This is a genomic window from Parapedobacter luteus (assembly GCF_900168055.1).
Taxonomy (GTDB): Bacteria; Bacteroidota; Bacteroidia; order Sphingobacteriales; family Sphingobacteriaceae; genus Parapedobacter; species Parapedobacter luteus.
In genome coordinates this window covers 391,910-416,423 of sequence record NZ_FUYS01000001.1, presented here as the reverse complement: position 1 = coordinate 416,423, position 24,514 = coordinate 391,910, and the positions used below count along the sequence as shown (strand labels likewise).

Annotated in this window: 14 protein-coding genes; 1 reads left to right on the top strand and 13 read right to left on the bottom strand. The window is 50.7% G+C overall.

Translation table 11 applies throughout. The annotated features are described in order from the left end of the window. Positions 1 to 4: 4 nt before the first annotated feature. From B5X72_RS01700 to B5X72_RS01640, 13 genes are all read right to left on the bottom strand, one after another. Positions 5 to 3,118, bottom strand: a complete 3,114-nt coding sequence (locus tag B5X72_RS01700; RefSeq protein ID WP_079715067.1) for a SusC/RagA family TonB-linked outer membrane protein — start codon at positions 3,116 to 3,118, stop codon at positions 5 to 7. Between the two features lie 35 nt (positions 3,119 to 3,153). Then, positions 3,154 to 4,221, bottom strand: a complete 1,068-nt coding sequence (locus tag B5X72_RS01695) for a FecR family protein (protein WP_079715066.1) — start codon at positions 4,219 to 4,221, stop codon at positions 3,154 to 3,156. A gap of 112 nt (positions 4,222 to 4,333) precedes the next feature. Then, complete coding sequence (locus B5X72_RS01690; protein WP_176146055.1) at positions 4,334 to 4,936, bottom strand: RNA polymerase sigma factor; 603 nt, start codon at positions 4,934 to 4,936, stop codon at positions 4,334 to 4,336. A gap of 83 nt (positions 4,937 to 5,019) precedes the next feature. After that, positions 5,020 to 7,458 carry a phosphocholine-specific phospholipase C gene (locus B5X72_RS01685; protein ID WP_079715064.1) on the bottom strand — a complete coding sequence of 813 codons (2,439 nt, stop codon included), beginning with the start codon at positions 7,456 to 7,458 and terminating at the stop codon, positions 5,020 to 5,022. Positions 7,459 to 7,495: 37 nt separating this feature from the next. Then, positions 7,496 to 8,629 (bottom strand): TIGR03364 family FAD-dependent oxidoreductase, encoded by a 1,134-nt coding sequence (locus B5X72_RS01680; protein WP_079715063.1) that lies wholly within the window; start codon positions 8,627 to 8,629, stop codon positions 7,496 to 7,498. Beyond that, a complete protein-coding gene (locus B5X72_RS01675) occupies positions 8,626 to 9,951 on the bottom strand; it encodes a DUF5690 family protein (RefSeq protein ID WP_079715062.1) in 1,326 nt (441 codons plus the stop codon). The genes B5X72_RS01680 and B5X72_RS01675 overlap by 4 nt, the downstream gene beginning before the upstream one ends. 7 nt (positions 9,952 to 9,958) lie before the next feature. Further along, entirely contained in the window at positions 9,959 to 10,645 is a 687-nt protein-coding gene (locus B5X72_RS01670; protein WP_079715061.1) for an HAD-IA family hydrolase, read from the bottom strand. A gap of 24 nt (positions 10,646 to 10,669) precedes the next feature. Next, positions 10,670 to 12,046: a (R)-1-hydroxy-2-aminoethylphosphonate ammonia-lyase gene (pbfA, locus tag B5X72_RS01665; protein WP_079715060.1), complete on the bottom strand. Its 1,377-nt coding sequence runs from the start codon at positions 12,044 to 12,046 to the stop codon at positions 10,670 to 10,672. Next, a complete protein-coding gene (locus B5X72_RS01660) occupies positions 12,043 to 13,947 on the bottom strand; it encodes a metallophosphoesterase (RefSeq protein WP_079715059.1) in 1,905 nt (634 codons plus the stop codon). Before B5X72_RS01660 ends, pbfA (B5X72_RS01665) begins: the two co-directional genes overlap by 4 nt. A 20-nt stretch (positions 13,948 to 13,967) precedes the next feature. Continuing rightward, positions 13,968 to 15,431, bottom strand: a complete 1,464-nt coding sequence (locus B5X72_RS01655) for a SusD/RagB family nutrient-binding outer membrane lipoprotein (protein WP_079715058.1) — start codon at positions 15,429 to 15,431, stop codon at positions 13,968 to 13,970. Between the two features lie 28 nt (positions 15,432 to 15,459). Beyond that, entirely contained in the window at positions 15,460 to 18,771 is a 3,312-nt protein-coding gene (locus tag B5X72_RS01650) for a SusC/RagA family TonB-linked outer membrane protein (RefSeq protein WP_079715057.1), read from the bottom strand. A 139-nt stretch (positions 18,772 to 18,910) separates the two neighbouring features. After that, the gene (gene pbfA, locus B5X72_RS01645; protein WP_079715056.1) at positions 18,911 to 20,275 is read right to left on the bottom strand and encodes a (R)-1-hydroxy-2-aminoethylphosphonate ammonia-lyase; all 1,365 of its coding nucleotides are present in this window, start codon (positions 20,273 to 20,275) and stop codon (positions 18,911 to 18,913) included. Between the two features lie 110 nt (positions 20,276 to 20,385). Next, a complete protein-coding gene (locus B5X72_RS01640) occupies positions 20,386 to 20,958 on the bottom strand; it encodes a helix-turn-helix domain-containing protein (protein WP_079715055.1) in 573 nt (190 codons plus the stop codon). A 142-nt stretch (positions 20,959 to 21,100) separates the two neighbouring features. Between B5X72_RS01640 and B5X72_RS01635 the strand changes: the two genes are divergently transcribed. Beyond that, positions 21,101 to 24,487: a HEAT repeat domain-containing protein gene (locus B5X72_RS01635; RefSeq protein WP_079715054.1), complete on the top strand. Its 3,387-nt coding sequence runs from the start codon at positions 21,101 to 21,103 to the stop codon at positions 24,485 to 24,487. The last annotated feature ends 27 nt before the right edge of the window (positions 24,488 to 24,514 follow it).

Below are 24,514 nucleotides of genomic sequence, written 5' to 3'. Positions count from 1 at the left end.
ACTTTTAGAAATTTACACTTAAACCTATCGTATACGTTTTTGGCAAGGGGTAATTACCCACATCCAAACCCACTGAACCCACTTCAGGGTCAATTCCGGAATAGGAAGTGATGGTCCATGGATTTTCGGCAGAAACATAGATCCGAGACCTTAGCTGGGAACCAATTCTTGACAAGAGCCGGCCGGGCAAGGTATAGCCCAATGCGATATTTTTTATCCGGAAGTAATCACCGCTTTCCAGATACCAGTCTGAGGCCGTGCCGAAGTTGGCATTCGGATCTTGACGGGAAAGCACCGGAATGGTTGAACCCGTATTGTCCGGGCGCCAGGCATTCAACACACGGCTATCCAGGTTATACCCTTGCAGCCCCGCATTGTATGCGGTGTATTTGTAGCCGTTGAACAGCTTAACCCCTGCAACGCCGTAGGTCAACATACTGAGATCGAAATTTTTATATTCGAGCTGCAACGAAAAGCCGTAGGTGAAGTCTGGAATGGCGCTACCCATAAACACGCGATCCTCATCATTGATTTGTCCATCACCATTTTGATCCACAAATTTCAGATCGCCTGGGCGGGCGTTGGGTTGTATCAGCCTATCGCCTTGCCGGTGATTCTGTATCTCTTCTTCAGAATTAAAAATACCTGCCGATTGAATCAGGTAATAAGAGTATAACGGCTGACCCGGCTCGGAACGATAGGGAAGCAATACGCTACGCACATTATCACCATGCTGGATAAAGTCATTGGAATAACTGTTAAGGTTCAGGAGCTCATTGCGATTGACCTGCACATTACCCGTAGCCGCCAACTTCCAATGGCCGAATTGGCCTTCGTAACCAGCGGTAAATTCAAATCCGCGATTCGACACATCGCCAACATTCATCGTGGGACCCTGATTGACACCGACGTGCGGATCAGCATCGTTAGTCTGAATCAGTCCTAAGGTCTTCTTAGTATAATAATCTGCGGTGATATTTAACCGGTTGAATAAGGTGATATCCAAGCCGATGTCAAATGTTTCTGATGTTTCCCACATTAAATTAGGGTTTGACTGTTGCGTCAATGCAAAATGCCGCACCAATTGTCCTGAACTTCCGATAGGCGTGACGGTACCCGTAGACAGCGGTATGTTATAAGCGTAGTAACCAACCGACTGAATATTGCCGATTTGCCCCCAAGACGCACGCACTTTCAGCAGATCCACTGCTGGAAGGTTAAAAAAGGGTTCCGAGGATATTTTCCACGCGCCAGATACCGCTGGGAAGACATCGGATTGGTTTTCCTTTGCCAGTCTTGATGTACGGTCTTGCCTGATGCTGGCGCTGACAAAATAGCGGTCATCAAAATCATAACTGACCCGCCCAATCGCGGACGTCAGGGCATCTTCGTATACACCACTTGTTGGTAAGTTTGGCGTTGAGCCCGCATTACCAATATACTGGTACCAGTCGTCCTCACGTTCAAAACCCCGGGCTTCTACGCTAAAGGATTCGTAGGCGGTTTTCTGCGCCGAATAGACAGCAAGCACATCCAGACCATGGCGGCCAAACCGCTTGTTATAACTTAACTGTTGATCCCATATCCACCGGTTGGTCCGGGATTCGGTTTGATTCAAGTAATTCTCCGAACTCGGTCTTCCGATTTCGGGAGCGATGGGGTCAAACCGTTTATACGAATAACGATTCAAATCAATGGCAAAATTGGATTTGAAGGTCAATCCATCGATAATCTCAAGTTTTCCAAACACGTTTCCATTTAAATTCAACGCCGGATTGGAGATGTTGGGCCTTTTTAGCAATGCCACTGGATTGTACGTATCGCCATATGCCGCCGAAAATTGCGCTAAATCAAAGGGAACGGTACCGTGGAACCGCCCATTTTCGTCATATATAGGAGCCGCAGGGTTCATGTAGATGGCATTGATAATAGCTCCGCTATAGCTGCTGGAGGTATTGATACCCCGCGATTGCATCTGATTGACATAGAAGTTCTGGCCTACCGTGATGCGGTCGGATAGATCAAATTCGGACTTCAATCGGTAGGCAAAGCGCTTGTAGTTCGTATTGATCAGCAAACCGTCCTTGTCATGGTAGCCAAACGACGATGAATACCGAGCATGCTCGGTGCCTCCGGAAACCTGTAAATTCAGGTTGGTGATTGACCCGGTCTGAAAGATCTCATCCATCCAGTTGGTGCGGGTTACCTGCCCCCATGGGTTCAGTTCGGCGTTGTGACCGTCTGCCGGAACAACGCCCGCATGGGCAGAAGCATCGATATAAGCCTGCGCATATTGCGCCGCATTGAGGGCGGAAGGCAGGTTACTGGCCTGATGCCAACCCTGGTAAAGATCTACCGCAAACCGAGGCTTACCAATTTTGCCGCTCTTGGTGGTGATTACGATGACGCCGGACGCCGCTTGCGCACCATAGATAGCCGCAGAGGCTGCGTCTTTCATGACGTCTACGCGCTCAATATCATTGGGATTGATGGGGCCGCCATAATAAGGCACTCCATCAACGACGTACAGCGGCTGTTCGCTCCCTAACGTACCCATGCCCCGTATCAGCACCCGCGGTGAAGATGACGGATCGCCTCCCCCGGATACCACGGTTACACCGGCAATGTTTCCTTGCAGGATATCAGAGACGTTGGTCAATGGCCGTGCTACGTTGGTCGCCACATTGGGCAACGACGCAATAGCGGTGGTCAAGTCTTCCCGTTGCCGTTCGCCATAGCCGATCACCACGACTTCATCCAACGCCGATGTCTGTTCGGCCATCCGCACCAGGATAGAGTTGTTGTCGCCCGGCCGCACTGTAAAATCAGCCATCTCATGCACTTCATAACCAATCAAGCTGAAGCGGATGGTGTAGTTGGCGCCAGTCTGCAGCCCCTGCAACACAAACATGCCATCAGTGTTCGTGGCTGTGGTAGCAGCCTGTGTACCGTCAGCACCGAGCGCTGCGACGGTGACCCCACTTAGCGGCATACCGCTATTGTCCATAACTGTTCCTCGAACCTGTCCTCCGTTTTGGGCGCTGGCCGATATGGTGGCGAATAGCGCCAATATCGTCACCCACCACCGAACGTTTAAAATTAGTCTGTTTTGTTTCATATTCTATTTATTAAAAATGCATGTCATACAAGTTTTTATTGGGTTCCGGTCTGCTTTTTTCGAATAATAACCTGACCATCCTGATATTCGTGAACCAAATCGTTCATTTGGCAGATAACAGACAACATCACCTCCAACGAGTCGGTAAGTTCAAAACTACCGGTAAAGGAGAGCCCCTTCAGGTCGGTTTTCGTCACGACAATGGTGGTTTTCATTCGGGCCGCCACGTGATCAAATACCGCGGCCAGCGGCGTCTGCTCAAATTGCAGCGCTCCGGTGGTATCCAAAGGGACTGCGGGCCGCAGCGCTTTGATGGGGCTCTTCGGCGCTTGCGCTGCTTTGGGTTTACGTTTTACCGCTACTGCGCCTTCGATACCATTAATTTGGACTTCATCCCCCGGCAAGAGAAATGTATCTTCCATCGCAACTAAGCTTGCCTTGGTGGAACGCACCACCACTTTGCCGGTAAGAAGCCGCACCAGCGTCTTACCCGTCTGCCGAGTATCGATGACAAATGCGGTGCCCAGCGCTGTTGTAGTGTAGCCGTTTGCTGATACGACAAAGGGCAGTGCCGTATCGCGCACGACCGTAAATTTGGCCTCACCTTCCAATGTCAACGCACGCGCCGTCAGGCCGTAGTCATCAGTATACGATACGGTGCTGCTTGGTGACAGGGAGATACTGGAACCATCCGGCATCTTAAAATGCAAGGTGTCCGATCCCGGATTTGATACTTGGCGCATAACGGCTTCGGCATAGCCAGGCGTACTTTCCTTCACCTGCCCGGTGACATTCAACAAGTACCAAGAGACGGCACACGACAAGATAGCCGTCGCTGCCACTGCCCACTTGGTTTTCCACCATTGGATGTGTACAGGTTCCCGGCGCACGTCAAGCCGGGTATGGATATGTTGCAGCAATTCCGCAGATTTCTGTTCGCCTAATGGAGCATCCGCGTGATTTGCAGTATCGTCAAACTCCTCAGCTAATGCTGATCGCCATTCCTTGTGGCGGGTTATCAAATCCGACAACAGCTGCTGTTGTTCGTTTTTTGTAGCCGTTCCATTCCAAAAGGCTGCGATAGCTTTGCGAATACTGTCCATATACACCAATAAATACACGGCGGACCGCCCAAAGGGGATGTTCGCCGTATTAAGAAATCATCAATTAATTGCAAATAAATAAGGAGGGGGGAACCGCTATGCGGCGCCCGTATCACCACATACCCAACCATGTCAACAGCAAGGTCGTCTCACCAGCATAGGGGTAGCGCATGGAAACATAAGCCTTAATGGCTTTATTGGATTGCTTGAGGTAGTCCTTAACAGATTTGGGTGAAATGCCCAGTTGCTCGGCCACGGCTTCCTTGGATTTGCCTTCATACCGGCAAAGCCTGAAAACTTCCCGTTTTCGCTTCGGCAATTCGTCGATGGCTTCCTCCAAAATAGCTATCTGCAAGCGATAGGTTTCGTCGACCGCCGTATCGTCCTGCTCAGCGATTTCAAAAGGATAGGTCGCCACGAATTCGATGGAATCTTTTAGGCGGCGCTTCAAGAAGGTAAGCGACTTATTGAAGCTGACGACAAATAACCATCCCCCTATGGATTCGCCGGTACGTATGTTGAATCGGTTTTGCCAAAGCGAAACAAAAACATCCTGAAGAATTTCTTCGGCATATTCAGGGGCCTTAACCATTTTCAGGATGTTGGCGTAGACGCGTTGGTGATACCGCTCATACAGTTGGTTGAAGGCACCGATATTGCCATTGGCCAGCTCGGCCACTTCTTCCAATTCGGTGAGCGTGCTTTTCGTTTTCACCCTTTTTATGCCTTAGGTACTTTTTCGGCATCAAAATTATTCAAAAAAACTACCCGTGTTCAGTCACCGATATTATCAAATTGTTATATCTGTACCTGCCCGCCCATCAGAGGATCGGTTATGCTGGGTTTTCCCGTTTCTACGTGGCCGGCGAAGCGCTGCGTATAATTGGGATAGCCTGCTACTTGCACCGATAAATCATACCAACCGCCTGAATCGGCCAGTTCCGGCCAAAAGAGCTCTCCAGTGCCCGCTTGGAAGCTCTTTTCCAGTCTGCTGTATGACAGGTCTTTCACCGTTACCTGAAGCTCTTCATCGGCGGTGCACGTTATTTTCAGTCTGCCGCTTTTGGTGTCTGGAATGACCTTGACTTGCAGCGGCGGATCGTCCATGCCACCCTTAAACTCCCGAAAGAAACCGTTAGGGCCATGCACATGCACATGATATTTACCCCCCGCGAAATGCTGCAACGGCCAATGAAAACTCAACGGTTCGTCCTCACGCACCGCGAAATCCCATGTGCGCCCGGGCATGTCCGCCATATAAGGCACAATGGCCTGAACACGGAATGGTACGCCGATGACTTTGGTCTTTGGCAAATCGCCCGTTGCAGCGAATTGCATGGCCAGGCTTGCACGTTCGTTATCCAGGCCGGCAGTAACGGCGAGTTGATAAGGGATGGCACAAGCAGGCTTAGTACCCGTCTCCTGGCGGGGCAATAGCGGCACCGCAGGATCATAGAGGCGGTAGTTTCCCGGTAATCCTTTGGTTTTAGCTGAATAGATACGCTCCACGTAGGCATCACGTCCCAAAGCTTCCAACTCCAGCTTGCCGGCGGTGCCGGCTGGGCGGAATACGGACGTCAGGTCGCCGCAGACCAACCTTCGCCAAGCGCTGATGTTATGCTCATGAATTCGCTTTCCGGTCTTTTTTTCGAGAAAATGCTCCAAAAATTGCAAGGTAGACGTATGATCAAATACTTCCGAATTAACCCAGCCCCCTTTGGTCCACGGAGAAGCTACCACCATTGGCACCCGAAAACCAAGGCCGATAGGACTTTCCAATGTAGCCTCGGGATTGCCTGTACGTATTTTTTCCTGCTCGGCAGTCACATATTCATCCGACGTGTCGACTCCACGCGCTACTGCCCCCTGATCGGACCGCCCGGTAAGCGGAGGTACAAAGGGCGGAATGTGATCAAAATAGCCATCATTCTCGTCGTATGTGAGTATGAAGATGGTCTTTTTCCATACCTCCGGATGCTGGGTGAGGATATCTAACGCTTCTGACACGTACCATGCACCATACCATGGGGCTCCAGGATGATCAGAAAAGTTGCATGGAGCCACGAGCCATGAAACGGTGGGTAACACGCCATCCATCACATCTTTCCGGAACTGGTAGAAGATATCGCCCTTTGGCACCCGTACCACCTTCTCACCTTCCTCATCGGTGTACTGGATAGTCTCCAGCTTTCCATAGTCCGGATCAGCCGTATTGGTGACGAAAGCCCGTCGATGGATTTCGCGGTCCCGTTCAGGCAATGCATCAAAATTAACGGTGCTATACCGTTCCAAGTCCGCTTGCAGCCGGGTCAGTTCCTTTTGCTTATCGGCCAACGCCTCCGTGTCCGGCTCAAGCGCAGCTATCTCGCTTCGGAGTTGTTCGGCACGTTTTTCCATGTATGCCCGGTGGGTTGAATGGAAGCGCACGTGATATTGCTGATGGAATTCCAAGTTATTATCCGTAAAGTTGGCCAGCCAATCTTCCTCCTCACCATCGAAACCTACAGGCAAGCTAAGTTCGTTTTGGTACACCTTCCAGGAAATGCCCGCTTCCTGCAACCGCTCGGGGTACGTTTTCCAGGTGACGTCTTTATAATTGATTTGCCCGTTGTCGACATGGGCTATCGAGTTGCCATTGCGGGGTTCTTCACGGACGGTCCCGGCCCAGAAATACGACCGATTGGCACTGGTACCAGTAAGTGATGAACAGAAGTGCTGGTCGCATACCGTGAACGCATCTGCAAACGCATAATAAAACGGAATATCCTCCCTGTCATAGTAGCCCATGGTCAATGGCATATGCTGGTATTCCGGATTTCCGGCCTTCTTGGCTTCCAACCAGGTGTCCATCTTGCCGTTATTGCGGGCATGTACCATATCCCGCCAGCCATGGGGCAATGAGCCCATCCAGGTAGCTTTGGTGTTTTGGATATCCAAACGGAAAGGCGTATAACACTCACCATTCGCATTGGCCTGCACCCATACAGGCAAGCCATTGGGAAGCGAGATAGCCCTGGGATCATTGAACCCACGAACCCCGCGCAGCGTGCCGTAACAGTGATCGAACGATCGATTTTCCTGCATCAGGAAGACAATATGTTCAGCGTCCAAATACGTACTTCCCTCAGCCGCGTCGATGGCCAGCGCCCGCTGGATAGACGGCGGCAGCACGTCGGCCACCGCCGCTGCTCCTGCAAGCAGGGAAGCTTTTTTTAGAAATGTTCTTCTGGATTCCATGGTTGTTTTACGGTGTTATGAGTTGCGTATAGCGTATTTATGAGCCAAAAACATGTTCCGACAGTCCGAAGGACAGCGTCATCCCCGCACCACCCAGCGCGTTTAGCACAAACACGCCTTCTTCGGGCTGGGCCAGCAGGTGATTACTGCCATTGGTCATTTTGGCATACACGCCGTTCCACGACTGTGTGAGCCGGTAGTCCTTAAAACGGGTAAATGTTTTCAGGTAGTCCATCACCATGTCATTAATGAACTGCCTGTCGAAGGGATCGGGTGCCAGCCCGTACTCATGAGAGTCGCCAATTGTCAGCTCGCCGCTGCCCTGCTGGGAGGCCATCACATGAATGCCCCACCGCAGGTATTCCGCCATCTCCTGTTCGACCCATTGCCGAAGCGCCGCACTGGCGGGAGTCGCCAGGAAGGAGCCGTAATGAAGCAGGGAAAGCCCACCACAGAGGGCGGGGCCAATACGCCAGGCGCCGGGTTGGGCAACGAGGCGCATCATCTGCAGCTTGCATTTGGTGATGGGGGAAGCCGCATAAAGCTCGGGGTACAAGGTCTCGAAATCAGCACCGCTGCATACGGCCACCAGATCAGCCTCGTGAAATGTGCCATCGCCGGTCCATACGGTCGTACCGTTGATCCGGCTGATGTTGGTGTTCCATCTGAATGTGACGCCGTGCTGTTCTTCAAGATAGCCAGCCACCTTAGCGCTGGCTTCACGCGGATCTACAATCACTTCATCCGCACTCCAAAGCCCGCCAAGCAAACCTGCGGGATTGACAGCAGGCGATTTTGACAGCACTTGGTCGGGTGTAAGCATCGCGCAATCGCGCGTGTGTCCATATTGTGCAGCGTACTGTTCGAGTACCGCCAGTTCCAGCGGGTGATAGGCCACATGCAAGGAACCGACCTGTTCGTGCCACATTTTTGCGGCCGTACCGATTGCTTTCCATACGTCGCGCGAGCGAATGGCACACTCGTAGGCGATACCTTCCGGCTGGCCGACTGGCCAGACCATTCCGAAGTTGCGCACCGAGGCACCTGTCGCCTTTGGATGCCGCTCGTACACGGTTACTGAGTAACCTTGCTGAATCAGTGTCCGCGCTGTGGCCAGTCCGACGATGCCGGCTCCGATGACAGTCGCTGCTTTATTATTTTTGATGTTCATATTCCTGAATAAGTCATTGTTCCGTCTATCGATGCTTGCCGTTGTTTATTAAGCTGGTGAGCTCGCTTCAGCCGAAAATACAATAATGACAAGGATACGCAAATTCCACCTAATATGGCCGCTATCAGCACCGCCTGCTGGAAAAACGTTCCCCAGCTTAAATGAACAAAACCCCATTCGCGCACGACCAACACAGCCACACTGCCTAAGTAGCCAATGGCATCGGCCAAATACATCACAAAACCGATATTGCCGCGATGTTGGAAACTCGCCAAGAGCCGCTCGAAAAAAATGGCATTATAAGGGATATAGACCATATATAGTCCCAGCCCTGCGATGCTCATCCAGGCGATACCGCCCAGCTGCCCTTGCTGGAATAACCAGGTCGATACCCCTGCAAGTACACAGCCCAGGATGATCATCAGGTGAATCAATGTAAAAGCCTCTAAGTTGTCTTTAACAAAGATAAGCAACGCCATCATCACGAGCACCATGAAAGCGATTGCTGAATCCGTCTGCGCATAAATGGCTGCGCCAGTCACACCGATATCGGCCCAGATTTCTACCTCAAAGTTATCCCGCACGTCGCGGATGATGGTAAATAACAGATAAGCAACTATGGTGAGCAACAAACCCGGCAAATACCGTTTGAGAAAAGCTTGCCGTTCATGTGCGCCCATTGGTTCCCTTGCCGTCCGCAACGCCTTATCCCGCGCGTCAGGCGGCGGTACAGCTTCCAGCAGTACCGTGCAGCATACCAACGGAATAACAAAAAGTAAACCGGTGCAAAACGGCATCCAGTGCTCACTCACGTGGACCCGTTCCATCAGTGTCCGCGCGACCGTCTTAACAAAACCTGAAGCAAATACCAAGCTTACGCTCATCACCGCGCCGAGAAACTCCGTAGTGCGGCGTCCTTCAAGGTATGAAAACACCAGCCCCCATATCACTCCCAAGGGTAAACCGTTGATAAACAAGCACACGATATTAAAAGGAGCCGGAATTACGGCAAACCCCATTAGCGCTATCCAGGCAATGCCTACCAATGACAGAATTTTATACCCCCGCTTTTGATGGCCCAGCTCGGCGATGAATTTAATTCCATAAAATTTACTCAGCATATAGCCGAATACCTGTGCAATGACCAACCATACCTTGTAATCTATGCCCCAGACGGACAGCTCATCAAATGTACCTGCCGTAAAAGCCTTACGGAAGGCGTACATGCTGGTATAACATCCAAAAGCCGCCAAAGCCGTAATGACGGTCATATAACTGAAAGGCATCCGGCTTAGGTATTGGCTGAGGGCAGCTCGTCGCATAACGATGTCATTTTTCGATGATACCTACAACCTCACGTATGTCATCTATAATATGTGTAGGGTCGTATTTCTCAAGTTCCTCGCGCGTATATGCTCCCGTCGTGACGCCGATAACGTATTGGCAGCCCGCGTTTTTCCCTTCATTGATATCAACCTCGGTATCACCTACTTTAGCCACCTGCAAGGGATCGGTTATCCCGGTCTTTGCCATCAACTGCTGGATCATATCTGGATATGGCCGCCCCCGCAGTACTTCATCGGATGCAATGAGGTAATCGATGAGTTGGCGTTCGTACCAGCCCAGTTTTTCGACAATGACATCTGCTATGTTACGGGAGAAGCCTGTATTGATGGCAATTTTCACACCCTGTTGGCGAAGCACTGCAAAGGTCTCCTCCACGTTAGGCAGTGCCTCTATTTCTTCGGATGTCTCATAATACCGGATCATCCGGCCTACAAAAGAGCGGTGGATAGCCGAAATTTGTGCGTCGTCCATTGTAACATTTCCATTTTGGTAGGTTTTCAGGATCTCCTTGATAGCTTTATTTTTTTCGTAGCCCATGTAAGGATTGATCTGCTCAAGCGGAATATCATACCCGAAATGCTGAAGTGTTGCCCGAAAGGCGTCGCCTACTTTGTTGTCGTCTTTTACGGTAGTTCCTGCGATGTCAAAAACAATTAATGCAATATCCATTTAGCTGTAGTTGTTATGTATAAGTTATGTGATGTCTGTGCGAATCGAAAACACTTCGGCCAATACATTGACCAATTCATCGCATTGGGACTGGCTGATGGTTAACGCCGGGCGGATCGTGAGGATGTTTCCTTCAATGATTTTAAACGCCACACCGCGTTTGAGGCATTCGTACATCGCCCATTCCGCGTAGGCAATGGCACGCTCCTTGGTCAACGGGTTGCTCACCAAGTCAATGCCGAGGTGCAGGCCTTTTCCCGCGATATGGCCAATCACCGGAAACCGTGCTTTCAGCATCGTCAATTGTTCCTTGAGGTAAGCACCCACGGCAGCTGCATTTTCCACCAAGCCTTCTTTCTCGATGAATTGAATAGCCGCAAGCCCGGCCGTAGCACAAAGCGGATTTTTTTCGTGCGTATAATGGCCAATCGAGCGGTGCTGCAAGACGTTATACGACTCCCTCGCCACGATGCCCGCAAAGGGAAGCAGGCCGCCGCCGAGCGATTTGCCGAGTACCAGTATATCGGGCGTTACATAGTGCTCGCAGGCAAACCACTTACCCGTCCGGCCCAAGCCTTCAATAATTTCGTCAAAAATCAATACGATATCATGTTGGTTGCAGATTGCTCTGACCCGCTCCCAATAATACCGCGACGGCACAACGGGTGTGGCGGATATCGGCTCGGCGACCAATGCAGCAATATCCGGGTTACGCTGGATGATCAGCTCCAGTTGGCGGATATATTGCTCATCAATGGCTTCCTCATCCTGCCATCCCCAGGGGTTACGGTAATAGTTGGGAAATTCAATGTGGAACGCACCCGGCACCATGGGCCCATTTCCGGTAGCGAAATGCTCCTCCCCGCCAATGCTTGATGACTGGAAACCATTGCCATGATAAGAATCCCAGTATGAAATGGTCTTCCACCGCCCGGTCACCTGCTTTGCCAGCATGACAGCCATTTCGATCGCTTCGGAACCACCGGGACAGAACAAGACACGCGACAGCCCCTCGGGTGAGATGTCAACCAGCTTTTTCGCCAGTTGAATGGCCGGGATATTGGTATACCGTCTGGGGGTAAAAGCCAATTTCTCCTGCAATTGGCGGATAACTGCGTTGATGACGTGCGCATTGGAAAAGCCTGCGTTATGCACACCATTACCATGCAGATCGAGATAACGCCGTCCCTGTAAATCATAGAGGTATTCGCCATCGGTTTTTGTCAGCACATTCATCACCGGGGTGGAAAGTGCTTGATGCAAAAACACGTCTGTATCTTCTGTTATCCACTTTAAGGTATCGCCGTCCAACTCGCTCACATAATCTTTCCGCAGGTCGCTGCCGTTGATATCACCCTGTTCGCGTGATACTACGGATTCGGAAGTATTCTGTATGCTCATTGGATCTCCCCTTTATGAATATCAAGATAATCGCGCAATCGCCCATCGATATCATACATTTTCAAGTTCAGGTCACCCCCCGTGACGTGTATCGTGCAATAATGGTACCCCCTATAAGTTTTGGCATTGTACCAAGCACGGGTCGGTGTGAAGTCTTCCAAGTTGCCTCCCGCCCCGCCGGCTTGGATGTAGATGACCCCCTGCTTGTCGACTTGGTTACCTATCAGCGGGAAAGTCCGCTGATAGGTATGCAGGTGGCCATAAAACACCATGTCCACGCCATATTTTTCGTATAGCGGTACAATCCGTTGTATTTGGGCGTCACCCAAAGCGGCCTTACCTTTCCATGAGTTACCGTAGTCATCTTCATCGGCCGAGTACACCGCGTGATGGTGTGCGACAAATTTCCACCGGGCTGTGGAAGCACTCAGTTTTTCTTCAAGCCATTGGTATTGTTTGCCGCCAGGCGCAAACTCTTCAGGCCGATTGCTATCCAACATGAAAAAGTCTGCATTGCCATAGGAAAAATGATAATTCGCTTGGGTGTCGGGCAAGGAGTGATACCGGAGGTACCAATAAAGGTCACCCTCACCGTTGCCGGGTACCGGAAAAAATGGAAGCCGTTCCACCAGTTGCCCCATACCGGTGAAATATTCGTAATTCCATTCATATTTATTACCCCTGTCGCCCCCATCGGTGATGTCACCGAGATGTAGACCGAAGTCCGGGCGCTCGTCCCACACCAAATGTGCTATCCGGTTGTTGATATGGGGCCTTCCCTCCGTATCACCGATTATCGCAAAAGCATAAGGTGCTGCAGCAGGCTTGGCTGTGCTATATGTGCAGATACCCGATCGGATGGTATCACCATCGGCATCTATAGCCTCAATCTCATAAAAATATGGCGTTGCAGCTTTCAAGTTATCCAGTTTTACTTTACGGATGTGGCTGCTCACCCCTCCCCCGTGGGGTTCGCCTGCTTGCATGGACAATACAAGGCTATCCGTCAAAGGCAACGACTCGCCGTAACGAATGATTGCCCGTGCAGGCCGGTCTGTTTCCCATACCAGCTGGATACTTTCGGCTGTAACAGCATTTAGGTAGGGGCCTGCATTAAAATGAAATTGCGCCGGCAATAGCTTGCCATTTTCTACCATATTCTTCAATATGTCGAATCGTGCAGCCACCTCGTCCGCATCAACCGCGCGGTCAAGCAGCCGGACATTTTTGACTAAATCGCCTAGCTGCATGTACGGTTCGTTTTCCATATAAGCGGCGATTTCCAAATCGCCACTACCGGAGGGCAAAGGCACCATTCTATCACGCGCCTCTACCAACTCCCCATTGATGAAGAGGCTTAGTTTCTCGCCATCATACGCGCCCACCACATGCAGCCAACGGCCTTTCCATCTCTGCCTTTCAATCGTGTAGCCAATAGTGGCAGACGCTGTTGCGGCGTCTGCCTTTTGGGGGTCTAACGAAAAGACCAGCCGATCATGGTGATATCCCAGCAGCCATGACAGACCCAAAGGTGACTGCTGATTGCGCATCAACACCGCGGCGCCAATCGGGCGGTTAACGTGATTGACCATCCACAACTCCAGGGTGAATGCTTGTCTAGCGAAATATCCAACCGGCAGGATTCCTGAAATCCTGTCTGTCGGTCGTGCGCCAAGAAAGCTGTAGGATTGAGATTCCGAGGCCACCGTAGCGGAGCGGGCACTTGGATACAACAACTGGTGTTGTTTCGGGTTTTTTGCCCGTTCGCCCAACGTATAGTCGGGCCAAAACCACCAATCTCCTACGACGTGATCGCTTTGCTGCGCATGCAGGTGTAAGAAATAGCAGGACATGATGACGATGAGCATAATGCCCCGCTTTTCTGAAGTTGGTTTTCCCATAGCTATGTCGTGCTTCGCAATCAATTGTCCCACCAAACGTTGGTATTGATGTCATCAGACCCTTGTCTGCTTACTGCGGCTTCCCGGTTTGCGGCGTTGCGCGACTGTTCAGACAATGGATAGGCATAACGCACCGGTACACGGTCGTTATTTTGGTTCGATGGGCCGGCGATCACTTCCGGATAACCGGTTCGCCGCCAATCAAACCAAGCTTCAAGCCCGGTAAAAAACAAGCCAATCCATTTTTGCGTACCAATGAGTTCCAGCGCGCTATCCGGTTGGAAAGCGACGCCGCCGCGCGACAAATAGTCTGTCGGCATAGGCGTATCTACATACGCAAACGCGGCAGTGACACCCTCACGATAATAGGCTGCGGCGGCGCCTGTTATGAGTCCTTTTTGTGCGGCTTCTGCCAGAATGAATTGAAGCTCGGGATAAGCCATGATATAACCCCTCGCCACTCGTCTTCCACGGACGGTAATTGCATCTTCAAAATACAAACTTCCTAGCCGTGATACATTTTGCACACCACCGTTGTAATTGAAGGCATCCACGTCGCTCAACCCATTGGGAATACCCACATATATGGGATTGGAAGTACCTGCACTTGCAGCCGTGTGCCGTGCAAATACGGAGATGCGCGGATCCTGAAATGCCAGGAGCTTATCTGCGAGATTCTTGCTCAACCGAAACTCATCAAAGGACCCAACGCGTGTGGTATGCAATGGAAATTGGTTGGGTGCCTCCGCGAGATACTCTAATGTGGCGTTGTCAGCATTATTTTCGAAAATCGGGTATTGGCTGGGATTGTCCACAATGCTGCGCATCGCCGTAGATACGTCCGTCCTGCCGGAAATGCGCATCAAATACCGTAAGCGTAGGGAGTTGGCCAGTTTTCTCCAAGCTTGTACATTGCCACCGAAGAGGACGTCTCCATTTATCGCTTCTTCTGTGGATCCTAGCAATTCATTGGCCGTGGTCAGATCGGCCAAGATACCAGCATAGATTTGCTCCTGCGGATCGTACACTGGAGTAAGAATCCCGTCCGACTTGCCCCGAATTGCCTCCGAATAAGGCACATCGCCATAAGCGTCGGTCAGTACGGAGAAAATCCATGACTTCATCACTAGCGCCACGCCCTTATAGTTGTTGAAACCCGATGCATCACTCAAGGTATAAAGGTTGTTGACATCTCGTAATACGCCGTATAGGCTGCTCCACAAGCCGGACCGGTCGCCCCATATGTACCGATCTTCATTGACAAACTGGATCTTGGCCGTCTGTTGGATGACAATATTACCAATGGACCATCCATCGTCCATCACACGGTTTACCGACCCCCGGATAACAGTTGGGAGAAGCAGATCTGGCGTCACATTCAATATCGCATAGGGGTTTTCGTTTATCGCCTCGAAATTCTTATCGCATGATGACACTGAAACAAGCAGTGCCATGATGCCGAATAATAGGATTTTACGTCTCATGATCGTTGATTTTTTGAGCCATTTGTGATTATAACCTGAAATTCAAACTCAATCCCCAGCTCCTCGCAGAGGGCATAGCCATATCCTCCACGCCTGGAACGATCGTACCACCGCTCATGGCCGATGTTTCGGGATCGATGTGGGGGACATCGGACCACACAGCTAAATTGCGGCCTATTACCGATATGCGTACATCGCGAAACGGCATCCTTCCCATGAGGCGCGTAGGCAATGTATAGCCCATACTGATTTCCCGCAATTTAATGTAAGACGCATCGAAGATGGCGCCTTCCAACAGACTTCTTCCCAAGGTGTACGAAGTATGCCACTCTCTGGCTGGCAGCTTCACCTCATTAGGCGAATACGACCCGTCTGCATGTTGGACAACACCCTTGCCGATCACGCCGTTGCCGGCCACATTCAGGTCGTAGCCATCGGCGCGTCCTTCTAACGTTTCAATGATTGAGCCGGTCTCACGACCAATAACTTGCGTATGAGAATATACCTCACCACCATACCGGATGTCAAACAAAACACCTAAATTGATCCCGTTCCACGTAAATCCATTGCGTATCCCCAACAACCAGTCGGGGTTATAATTACCGAGTTTCACAATGGTGGGGGTGGGCAAAGGCTTTCCTTCACTATTAAAAATGACTTCGCCATAGTAGGGGCTGTTGGGATCATCCACCCGGCGGTATCCCAATCCGTACATATCCCCCATACGTCCACCCTCGCGGGCCTCAATAGATACATAGCGCCCTGCCATTTGATAGTTACGTATCCCCATCTCGGGGGCCAGCTCCAGGACTTTGCTCCGGTTGGCCGAAAAGTTGAAATTCAAATCCCACTGGAACCCCCTTGCAGACCGCACCGGTACGGTATTCAGCATGGCTTCATAGCCCCAGTTGCGTATTTCTCCAGCATTCAACACCATGCTGGTGTAACCGCTCGCTTCCGTAAGCGGCACATTAGTCAGGATTTGGTTGCGTGTCGTAATGGTGTAATATGTAAAGTCCAGGTTGATCCGACTGTCGAAGAAGCGAAGTTCGGTACCCACCTCATAGGACGCACTAATCTCCGGCTTCAAATTGAAGTTCGGAAGGCGGCCCGACTCCGAAAACGCCCGGTAAGGACCGAAAGGGTCGAGCGTATTGTAGGGTTGCGCAAAGGAGTAAGGGTCGGTATCGTTGCCCACCTGTGCGAAACCGGTACGCAGTTTAGCATATGACCACCAACTGGGCAGGTTGACGAACCCATTAAACACCACGCTTAGTGAAGCCGATGGATAAAAGTAGGAGTTGGTAGACGTGGCCGCAGCCATCACGCCCATTGGAACGGTGAGCGAGCTGGCCCAATCGTTGCGAGCGGTCAATTCCAGAAAGAGAAAATCCTTGTAGTCGATCTGCGCCGAACCGTAGAAACTGTTTACTTTTTTCCGCACGTTGGATTGGTCGGATACCAATGCCACACGCGAGTTACCCAAGGAATATATGCCAGGTATAATTAACTGAGGCGCACTTACGTCGATGGAGTTGCCCCGGACATCACGTTGGCTGCCCCCAGCATTGATAGCCAGATTTATCGACCCGAGGGGTTTTGAAAACGTCAGGAGGAAATCCATATTGCGCTCTTCGTTGGCAATCCGCGCTTCACGATACGACCCGAACGGAAACCGTTGGGTGCTGAATGCCCGACGCCGGTTGCGCAGTTGATTCGTATAGTCGGTACCGATACGGGCAAATGCTTTAAGCCAATCGTTAAACCGGTAGTTAACCGTCACATTGCCATAAAGCCGATTGTCGTCCAAACTGTTGGTATTGATGCCGAGGTTGAAATACGGATTGTCATGGTAGTTGTAATTGGAATTGAATTGCGCAATATCTTCCCTGCCTATCATCCAGATCGACTTCTTCGGTTCAAGGTCTACCTGGCGTCCCAACCAGCCATATAGCAAATAATTAATATTTTCCGTACCGTAGGTAAGGTTTGGACGATTATCGCTGTTACTTTTCACGTAGTTGGCCGACACGCGCACATCCAGTTTGTCAGTCAAGTTATAACCGGCATTCAGCGAAAAGGTATTGCGTTGCAGATCGGTATTGGGCACGATGCCTGTTTGATCAAAATTGGTGTAAGAAAACCGGAAATCGCCCTTTTCATTGGAGCCCGATAACGCAACGTTGTTAATATACGTTGCCCCGGTTTCATAGAAATTCTTGATATTGTCCGGACGAGCAACCCATGGCGTAGGTGTAATCTCACCCCGTGCTGCCAAATCCGCAGCGCTCCCTATTTGGCCGTCATCCACGAGGTTAATGTCTCCACCGCGGTAGCCATTTGATGTCGGGGAGTCAAATTGTTTAATTAACCGGCCATCCAGTAGCGGTCCCCAGCTTTCGTCGACCCCATCGTTTAAGCCCGCTCCAGCACCGTCTTCAAAACTAAACTCGCCATTAATACCCTGGCCGTAGCGATTTTGAAACTTAGGTAACACCAAAGCGTTGTCAAACGTTACACTTGAGTTTACGCTGATGCCAATGCCGCGCTGACCGCGCCCCGATTTAGTGGTGATGAGTACCACACCATTTGCGGCCCGTGAGCCGTACAACGCTGATGCGTTGGCTCCCTTCAACACAGAGACCGACTCTACGTCGTCCGGATTGACCAAACCAGCGCCATTGCCGTAGTCAGTTTCTTGAAAGCTCCTTCCTGAAGATCCAAATAAGTCATTGGTGATCGGCACTCCGTCGATAACAAACAACGGTTGATTAGCGTTGATATTAAGCGACTTGTCGCCCCTGATGGTTATCCGTGAAGACCCCCCGATGCCAGAAGGGCTTCCTACGATGGTCACTCCTGCGACTTTTCCCGCCAGCCCATCCACAAAGTTGCTCGTGCGTACCTGGGTCAGTTCGTCGCCTTTTACCTCCTGCGCGGCATAGCCGAGTGACTTGGATTGCCGGGAAATACCCAACGCCGTCACGACCACCTCTTCAAGCCCATGCACATCAGCATCCATAACCACGTCAATGGTTTGACGAGCGTTGACTGGAATCTCTTGCGTTTGGTATCCCACAGCACTGAATACCAAAACATCCCGATCACTTGAAATGCCTATCCGATAGCTGCCGCCTGTACCGGTCACCGTTGTCCGATTTGTGCCTTTTAGATTGATGGTTACTCCGGCAAGGCCTGCGCCTTCCCGATCCACCACGTTGCCTGTTATTTCGATTGATTGGTGGTTGGCTGCGTAGACAACGCCAACCGTGATGACCATCAGCATGAGGCAGATGGTATATTTCAATAAATTTTCGAGCAATTTTCGTTGCATGTTCATATATTGCGCAAATAAATTATACCTTATAGTTGTGCAGCATTCCGGGTTTGGATTTGGTCGATTTGGGCCCGGTTTAGCTGCATAATTCCGATAGTTTAGTGCTGAGGTTTCTGACTGCCTGACATGTACCTCCTTTCAATCATGACTGTATACTTTCCTGAATGGCCTCTTCAAGCACATCCAATGCTTCGCCCAATTGCTGCTCATCTATCACCAGTGGTGGGTAAAGCGACAGCACATTGCCTCCTGATACTTTCAGGCTCATTCCTTTTTCCAGACAGCGGTATAAAACCTGTTCGGCTAACACCGGATGTGGGGTTTTGCTGTCGTTATCTTGCACCAATTCTATTCCCCACAGTAATCCAATACCCCTTACATCGCCTACTTCACGATACGAGGCTTTCATTGCCTTCAAACGTTGGTTGACAATCGTTGAAAGCGTATTAACATGCTCCAAGACGCGGTATTCGTCCATGTAGTCCAGCGCAGCCAGCGCCGCTGCTGCGCCCAATGGATTTTTCTCGTGGGTAAAATGCCCAAGGGACACGTGGGCGGCCACATTTAACGATTCTTTACACAAGATAGCGGCCATAGGTACAACGCCAGCCCCAAGACCTTTCCCCAACACCACGATATCTGGAACAATACCATAATGTTCATAAACAAATGTGTTTCCCGTACGCCCTAAGGCCGTGGGAATTTCATCCAAAATGAGCAAGATCTGATGTTTATCACATATTTCCCTAATCCGTTTCCAATACCCTTCGGATGGCACATGCACGGTTGTACTCCGTACAGTTTCAGCCAATATTGCTCCGATATCGCCCTCCTTTTCGATAACATACTCGATATAATCGGCATAAGCCATGTCTCCGGACGGTTGGTCAGCCATATGCCACATCCCCCGATAATGATCCACGGGTGGCACATGTACACTACCCACCAACAACGGCCCTAACCCCTGGTGAAAAATATACTCCCCCCCTACGGAAATGCTATCCATGGACGCCCCATGAAAAGAATCGTACATGGAAATGGTTTTGTAGTTGCCAGTAGCAATACGGGCCAACTTCAATGCCATGCCGATAGCCGATGTGCCACCAGGCGCGAAAAGCACGCGTGTCAATTGACCGCCGGTAAGCGCGGATAGCCGTTCAGCCAATTCGATCGTTGGAAGGTTCGTAAATCGGCGCGGACAGAATGCTAAGGTGTCCAATTGGCGTTTTACGCGTTCGATAACGTACGGATTATGATAACCTAATTGGTGCACGTTGTTGCCATGGAAATCGATATAGGTTTTACCCTGAAGATTAGTCACCAACGCCCCATCACTGGACGCCAAAACGTCCAAACAAGGGGTAGATAACGACTGGTGCAAAAACGCTTTTGCATCCCTGGAAAGTACTGATGCAGTCTCGTTGTTATGCGTGTTGTCCCAATACTTCCGAAATTCGGTATTGTTTACATCACCTTCCGCTCGCGAATGTGGGTTTACTGATGTCATTTGTCTAACACTGCTTTACGCTAAAAGTTAAGCAATACTAAACAAAGTTTATTAACGCATTTCGTACGGAAAATTAAATAATCATTAAATTGATGGAGTGCAAGTGGCCGTTAGTCTTCAAAGAAATAGACGACCAACATAATCGCCTTATCTCGTCCAATATTCTTTGGCGTATGGGGGATACGTCCGTCAAACAACATGGAATCACCGGCATCCAATAGAATCGTTTCCTGCTCAAACTGGTATTCAATCTTACCCGACAGGACATATTTGTATTCAAAAGCTTCGGTCTCCACCATAGGACGACTGGCATTGGGTTCCAATTCCAGCAAGACAATATCTACGGTAGATTTATCGATGTTTTGGGTAAATATGCGGTGGTACCGAAAGCCCGATGCTTGTTCTTTCTCAAAGAAATCATATTCATCCCTTCGTTTTACCAAGACGGTCTTCGTCGATTGTTCGGTATCGATTTCTTTGAAAAATACATTCAAGTCAATGTCCAGCGCCCTGATAATTTCAATCAGTACCATCAAAGATGGGACCGCACGGCTATTTTCGATTTGAGAAATCAGTCCTTTGCTTACCGATGCCCGCTCCGCAAGCTCCTGCACAGTAATCCCCTTGTTCCTTCTGCGCTCCCGGATTTGGTTTCCGATTTGAATGAGAATGTCTTCTTTCATCTGACCGTTATAGCAAGCAAAGATATCCCATTTCAGGAGAATGGCAAAACATCGAAAAAAACCAACTCTCAACCGCCTAAATTCGATAATCCTTATTATATTTAACGCCACTAACCGGAGAAATGTTAGACCCACAATTATTATGAATAAAATCATTATCACATTAACTGCTGTTGCCTTCGTATCGGGCTGCCGAAACAAACAAGTTGATTTGCCTATCAAAGAGATGGATCCTGCCCAAACCGCCCAAATCGCGGCAACTATTGAGGATCGCATCCATGCCGAACTTGATAGTGGCCTCACGTTAAAATTATGGGGTATTGACTCGTTGGTAATTTCGCCCATTGCTATTGATATTGATGACCACGGAAGATTGTATTATACCACCACGGACAGGCAGAAAAACTCTGAATTTGATATCCGCGGCCACCGTGAATGGGAAATACCTTCCATCAGCCTGCAAACGGTTGAAGATAGGCGGAAATTCCTCCGCAGCGAGTTGTCTCCTGAAAACAGTGCGCGCAATACTTGGCTGGCCGACCTGAATGGCGATGGCTCGCACGACTGGCGCGATCTCACCGTGGAGAAAGAAAAAGTATACCGTGTGGAGGACATTTCGGGCGACGGGATTGCAGACCGGTCGCAATTGGTCGTCGATGATTTCCACGATGAGGTGACCGATGTGGCCGGTGGGGTGTTTGCCGATGGCGACGATCTGTATGTCGCGGTAGCCCCTGACCTATGGCGGATGACCGATACAGACGCAGACGGCATTCCAGACAAGAAAACATCCATCTCCCATGGCTACGGCGTACATATCGGTTTCAGCGGCCATGGCATGTCCGGTGTCAAAATGGGACCTGATGGCCGCCTGTATTGGCAAATCGGCGACATTGGCTTTAACGGCACTGGACCCGATGGACAAAAGTGGGAATATCCGAATTGTGGGGTGATCGCTCGCTCCAACCCCGATGGCAGCGACTTTGAAATTTTCGCGTATGGCCTACGCAACACCCACCAATTTGTATTTGATGAATATGGCAACATTATCAGCGAGGACAACGATGGCGATCATCCCGGCGAAAAAGAGCGGTTGGTCTACATCGTGAACGGATCGGATGCGGGCTGGCGCAGTAACTGGCAGTACGGCAAGTATCGCGACCCGGATAACAACAGCTATAAAGTATGGATGGATGAGCAGCTTTACTTACCCCGGTTCGAGGGACAGGCCGCCTATATCACGCCGTGTATCAGCAATTTTGTCAGCGGACCCGCTGGCCTGGTCTACAATCCCGGCACCGCATTGGGCCCGGCGCACAAAAACACCTTTTTTGTGGCAGAGTTTGTAGGCAACCCCTCCAGTTCGGGCATCCATAGCTTCAAACTAAATCCCAAAGGCGCTACATTCGAACTGGGCGAACATAAAAAAGTCTTAGGGGGTATATTGGCCACCGGCCTGGACTTCGGGCCAGACGGCGCCTTGTACGTGGCCGACTGGATTGACGGATGGGGAACACATGATTATGGCCGCATCTGGAAGATGGATGATGAGGATGGTGCCAACCGGACAATCCGTCAAGAAGTAAAAACGCTACTGGCTACCGATTTCGGGGCCAAGGAAGATAGCGAATTGGGTCGCCTGTTGCGGCATGAAGATATGCGCATCCGGCAAAAAGCACAGTTTGCATTGGCTAAACGCGGTGAAAAGGGAATGCAAATCTTCAAAGAAGCATTGGCGCAGACCGATCTACAATTGGCCCGCATACATGCCATATGGGGCATCAGCCAGTTAGCACGGCAAGACCGGCAACATGCGACGGTATTGCTGCCACTGCTGAAAGATGCTGACCCCGAGATACGGGCTCAAGCAGCGAAGTGGCTGGGTGACATCCGCTATGCAGACGCTGGGGCGGACCTCGTCCCATTATTAACAGATACAAACAGCAGGATACGCTTTTTCGCAGCTGAGGCTTTGGGGCGAATCGAATATGAACCTGCCATCATACCGATTATTTCCATGCTGGAGGCCAATGATGACCAAGACGCCTACCTAAGGCATGCCGGCACACTCGCCCTGGCACGTATCGGAAAAGCCGAACCGATAGCTGCCCTGGCCAAAAGTCCTTCCCGCGCGCTCCGCATCGCGGCGGTGGTGGCTTTACGGCGCATGGGCCATGCAGACATCGCACACTTTCTCCAAGACCAGGATGAGTTTGTCGTCACCGAAGCCGCGCGTGCTATCAATGACGACCTGTCTATCGAAGGCGCATTGCCTGTGCTGGCTGACCTGCTGAATAAAACGCGGTTTACCAACGAAGCGCTAATTCGCCGGGTTATCAACGCGAACCTAAGGGTAGGCAAACCGGCTAATTTAAAAAACCTCATCCGCTACGCGCAAAGCAACGGCCATCCAGCAGCAATGCGCACAGAAGCAGTAGATGCATTGAGCACATGGGCAAAGCCATCCGTTTTAGACCGGGTAGATGGCCGTTATCGCGGGGTTGTCGAGCGTGATGCCGCCGAATTGCGGAGCGAAACTACCGGTGCTCTCATCGGATTACTTACCGACCAGAACCTTGCCGTACGACTAAGTGCTGCCAGAGCCGTCAATAGATTAGGCATCAGACAAGCGTCGTCCACACTACTGGCAGGACTACGGCAAGATAGCGATGCGGCGATGCGCGCGGAATGTCTGAAAGCACTCGTCGCGCTGAACGATCCTCAGCAGGAGCAAGCCATCAAGCTGGCGCTTGCTGACGGGGAGAAATCTGTACGTGTAGCAGGGCTTGACCTGCTGGAAAACATGACTATTCCGCGGCCACTAATGGTTGATTTGCTGGCAGATGTCATTGCCACCAAAACCGTGGAAGAAAAGCAGGCCGCTATCATAACTCTTGGCAAAATGCCCATTGAAAACGCTGCGCCGTTATTCAGCAACCTATTGGACAATATGGAACGCGGGCGCCTGAGCCCCGAAGTTTATCTGGAATTGGGTGAAGCAATAGACAGTACGCGCGCCGAGTCGTTAATTGCACGCTACAAAGCTATTCGCAGTAAATCCTCGAGCGATGAACTGATGGCTTCGTATTCCAGTGCATTGCAAGGCGGCAATCCGAACAGGGGCAGGCAGGTATTTTTTCAGCATGCACAGGCGCAATGCATGAAATGCCACGCCTATGACGACCGGGGAGGGAACGCAGGCCCACGCCTGAATGGTATCGGAAACCGCCTTTCCCGCGAACAATTGCTGGAGTCGCTTATCGACCCAAGCGCACGGCTGGCGCCGGGCTACGGCATGGTCACTCTCGAATTGAAGGACGGCAAAACCATCACAGGCGTTTTTGTCTCGGAAAATGATACCGCTATCAAAATTAAAGAGTGGCAAGGGCCTGACCAAGAGATCCCTTTAAGTCATGTTGCGAAAAAAACCTTTGCACCATCCAGCATGATTGATATGAAAGGGGTACTGTCCACTCGGGAAATACGGGATGTGGTTAGCTTTCTGGCAACGCTCACCGAAGATGACTGATTCGATTATCCGGCTTGTTGAAAACCG

Coding starts and splice junctions, on each gene's coding strand:
- B5X72_RS01680 (WP_079715063.1), bottom strand. CDS start 8,629: ATGAACATCAAAAATAATAAAGCAGCGACTGTCATCGGAGCCGGCATC.
- B5X72_RS01675 (WP_079715062.1), bottom strand. CDS start 9,951: ATGCGACGAGCTGCCCTCAGCCAATACCTAAGCCGGATGCCTTTCAGT.
- B5X72_RS01655 (WP_079715058.1), bottom strand. CDS start 15,431: ATGAGACGTAAAATCCTATTATTCGGCATCATGGCACTGCTTGTTTCA.
- B5X72_RS01670 (WP_079715061.1), bottom strand. CDS start 10,645: ATGGATATTGCATTAATTGTTTTTGACATCGCAGGAACTACCGTAAAA.
- B5X72_RS01640 (WP_079715055.1), bottom strand. CDS start 20,958: ATGAAAGAAGACATTCTCATTCAAATCGGAAACCAAATCCGGGAGCGC.
- B5X72_RS01685 (WP_079715064.1), bottom strand. CDS start 7,458: ATGGAATCCAGAAGAACATTTCTAAAAAAAGCTTCCCTGCTTGCAGGA.
- B5X72_RS01650 (WP_079715057.1), bottom strand. CDS start 18,771: ATGAACATGCAACGAAAATTGCTCGAAAATTTATTGAAATATACCATC.
- B5X72_RS01660 (WP_079715059.1), bottom strand. CDS start 13,947: ATGGGAAAACCAACTTCAGAAAAGCGGGGCATTATGCTCATCGTCATC.
- pbfA (WP_079715060.1), bottom strand. CDS start 12,046: ATGAGCATACAGAATACTTCCGAATCCGTAGTATCACGCGAACAGGGT.
- B5X72_RS01700 (WP_079715067.1), bottom strand. CDS start 3,118: ATGAAACAAAACAGACTAATTTTAAACGTTCGGTGGTGGGTGACGATA.
- B5X72_RS01695 (WP_079715066.1), bottom strand. CDS start 4,221: ATGGACAGTATTCGCAAAGCTATCGCAGCCTTTTGGAATGGAACGGCT.
- pbfA (WP_079715056.1), bottom strand. CDS start 20,275: ATGACATCAGTAAACCCACATTCGCGAGCGGAAGGTGATGTAAACAAT.
- B5X72_RS01635 (WP_079715054.1), top strand. CDS start 21,101: ATGAATAAAATCATTATCACATTAACTGCTGTTGCCTTCGTATCGGGC.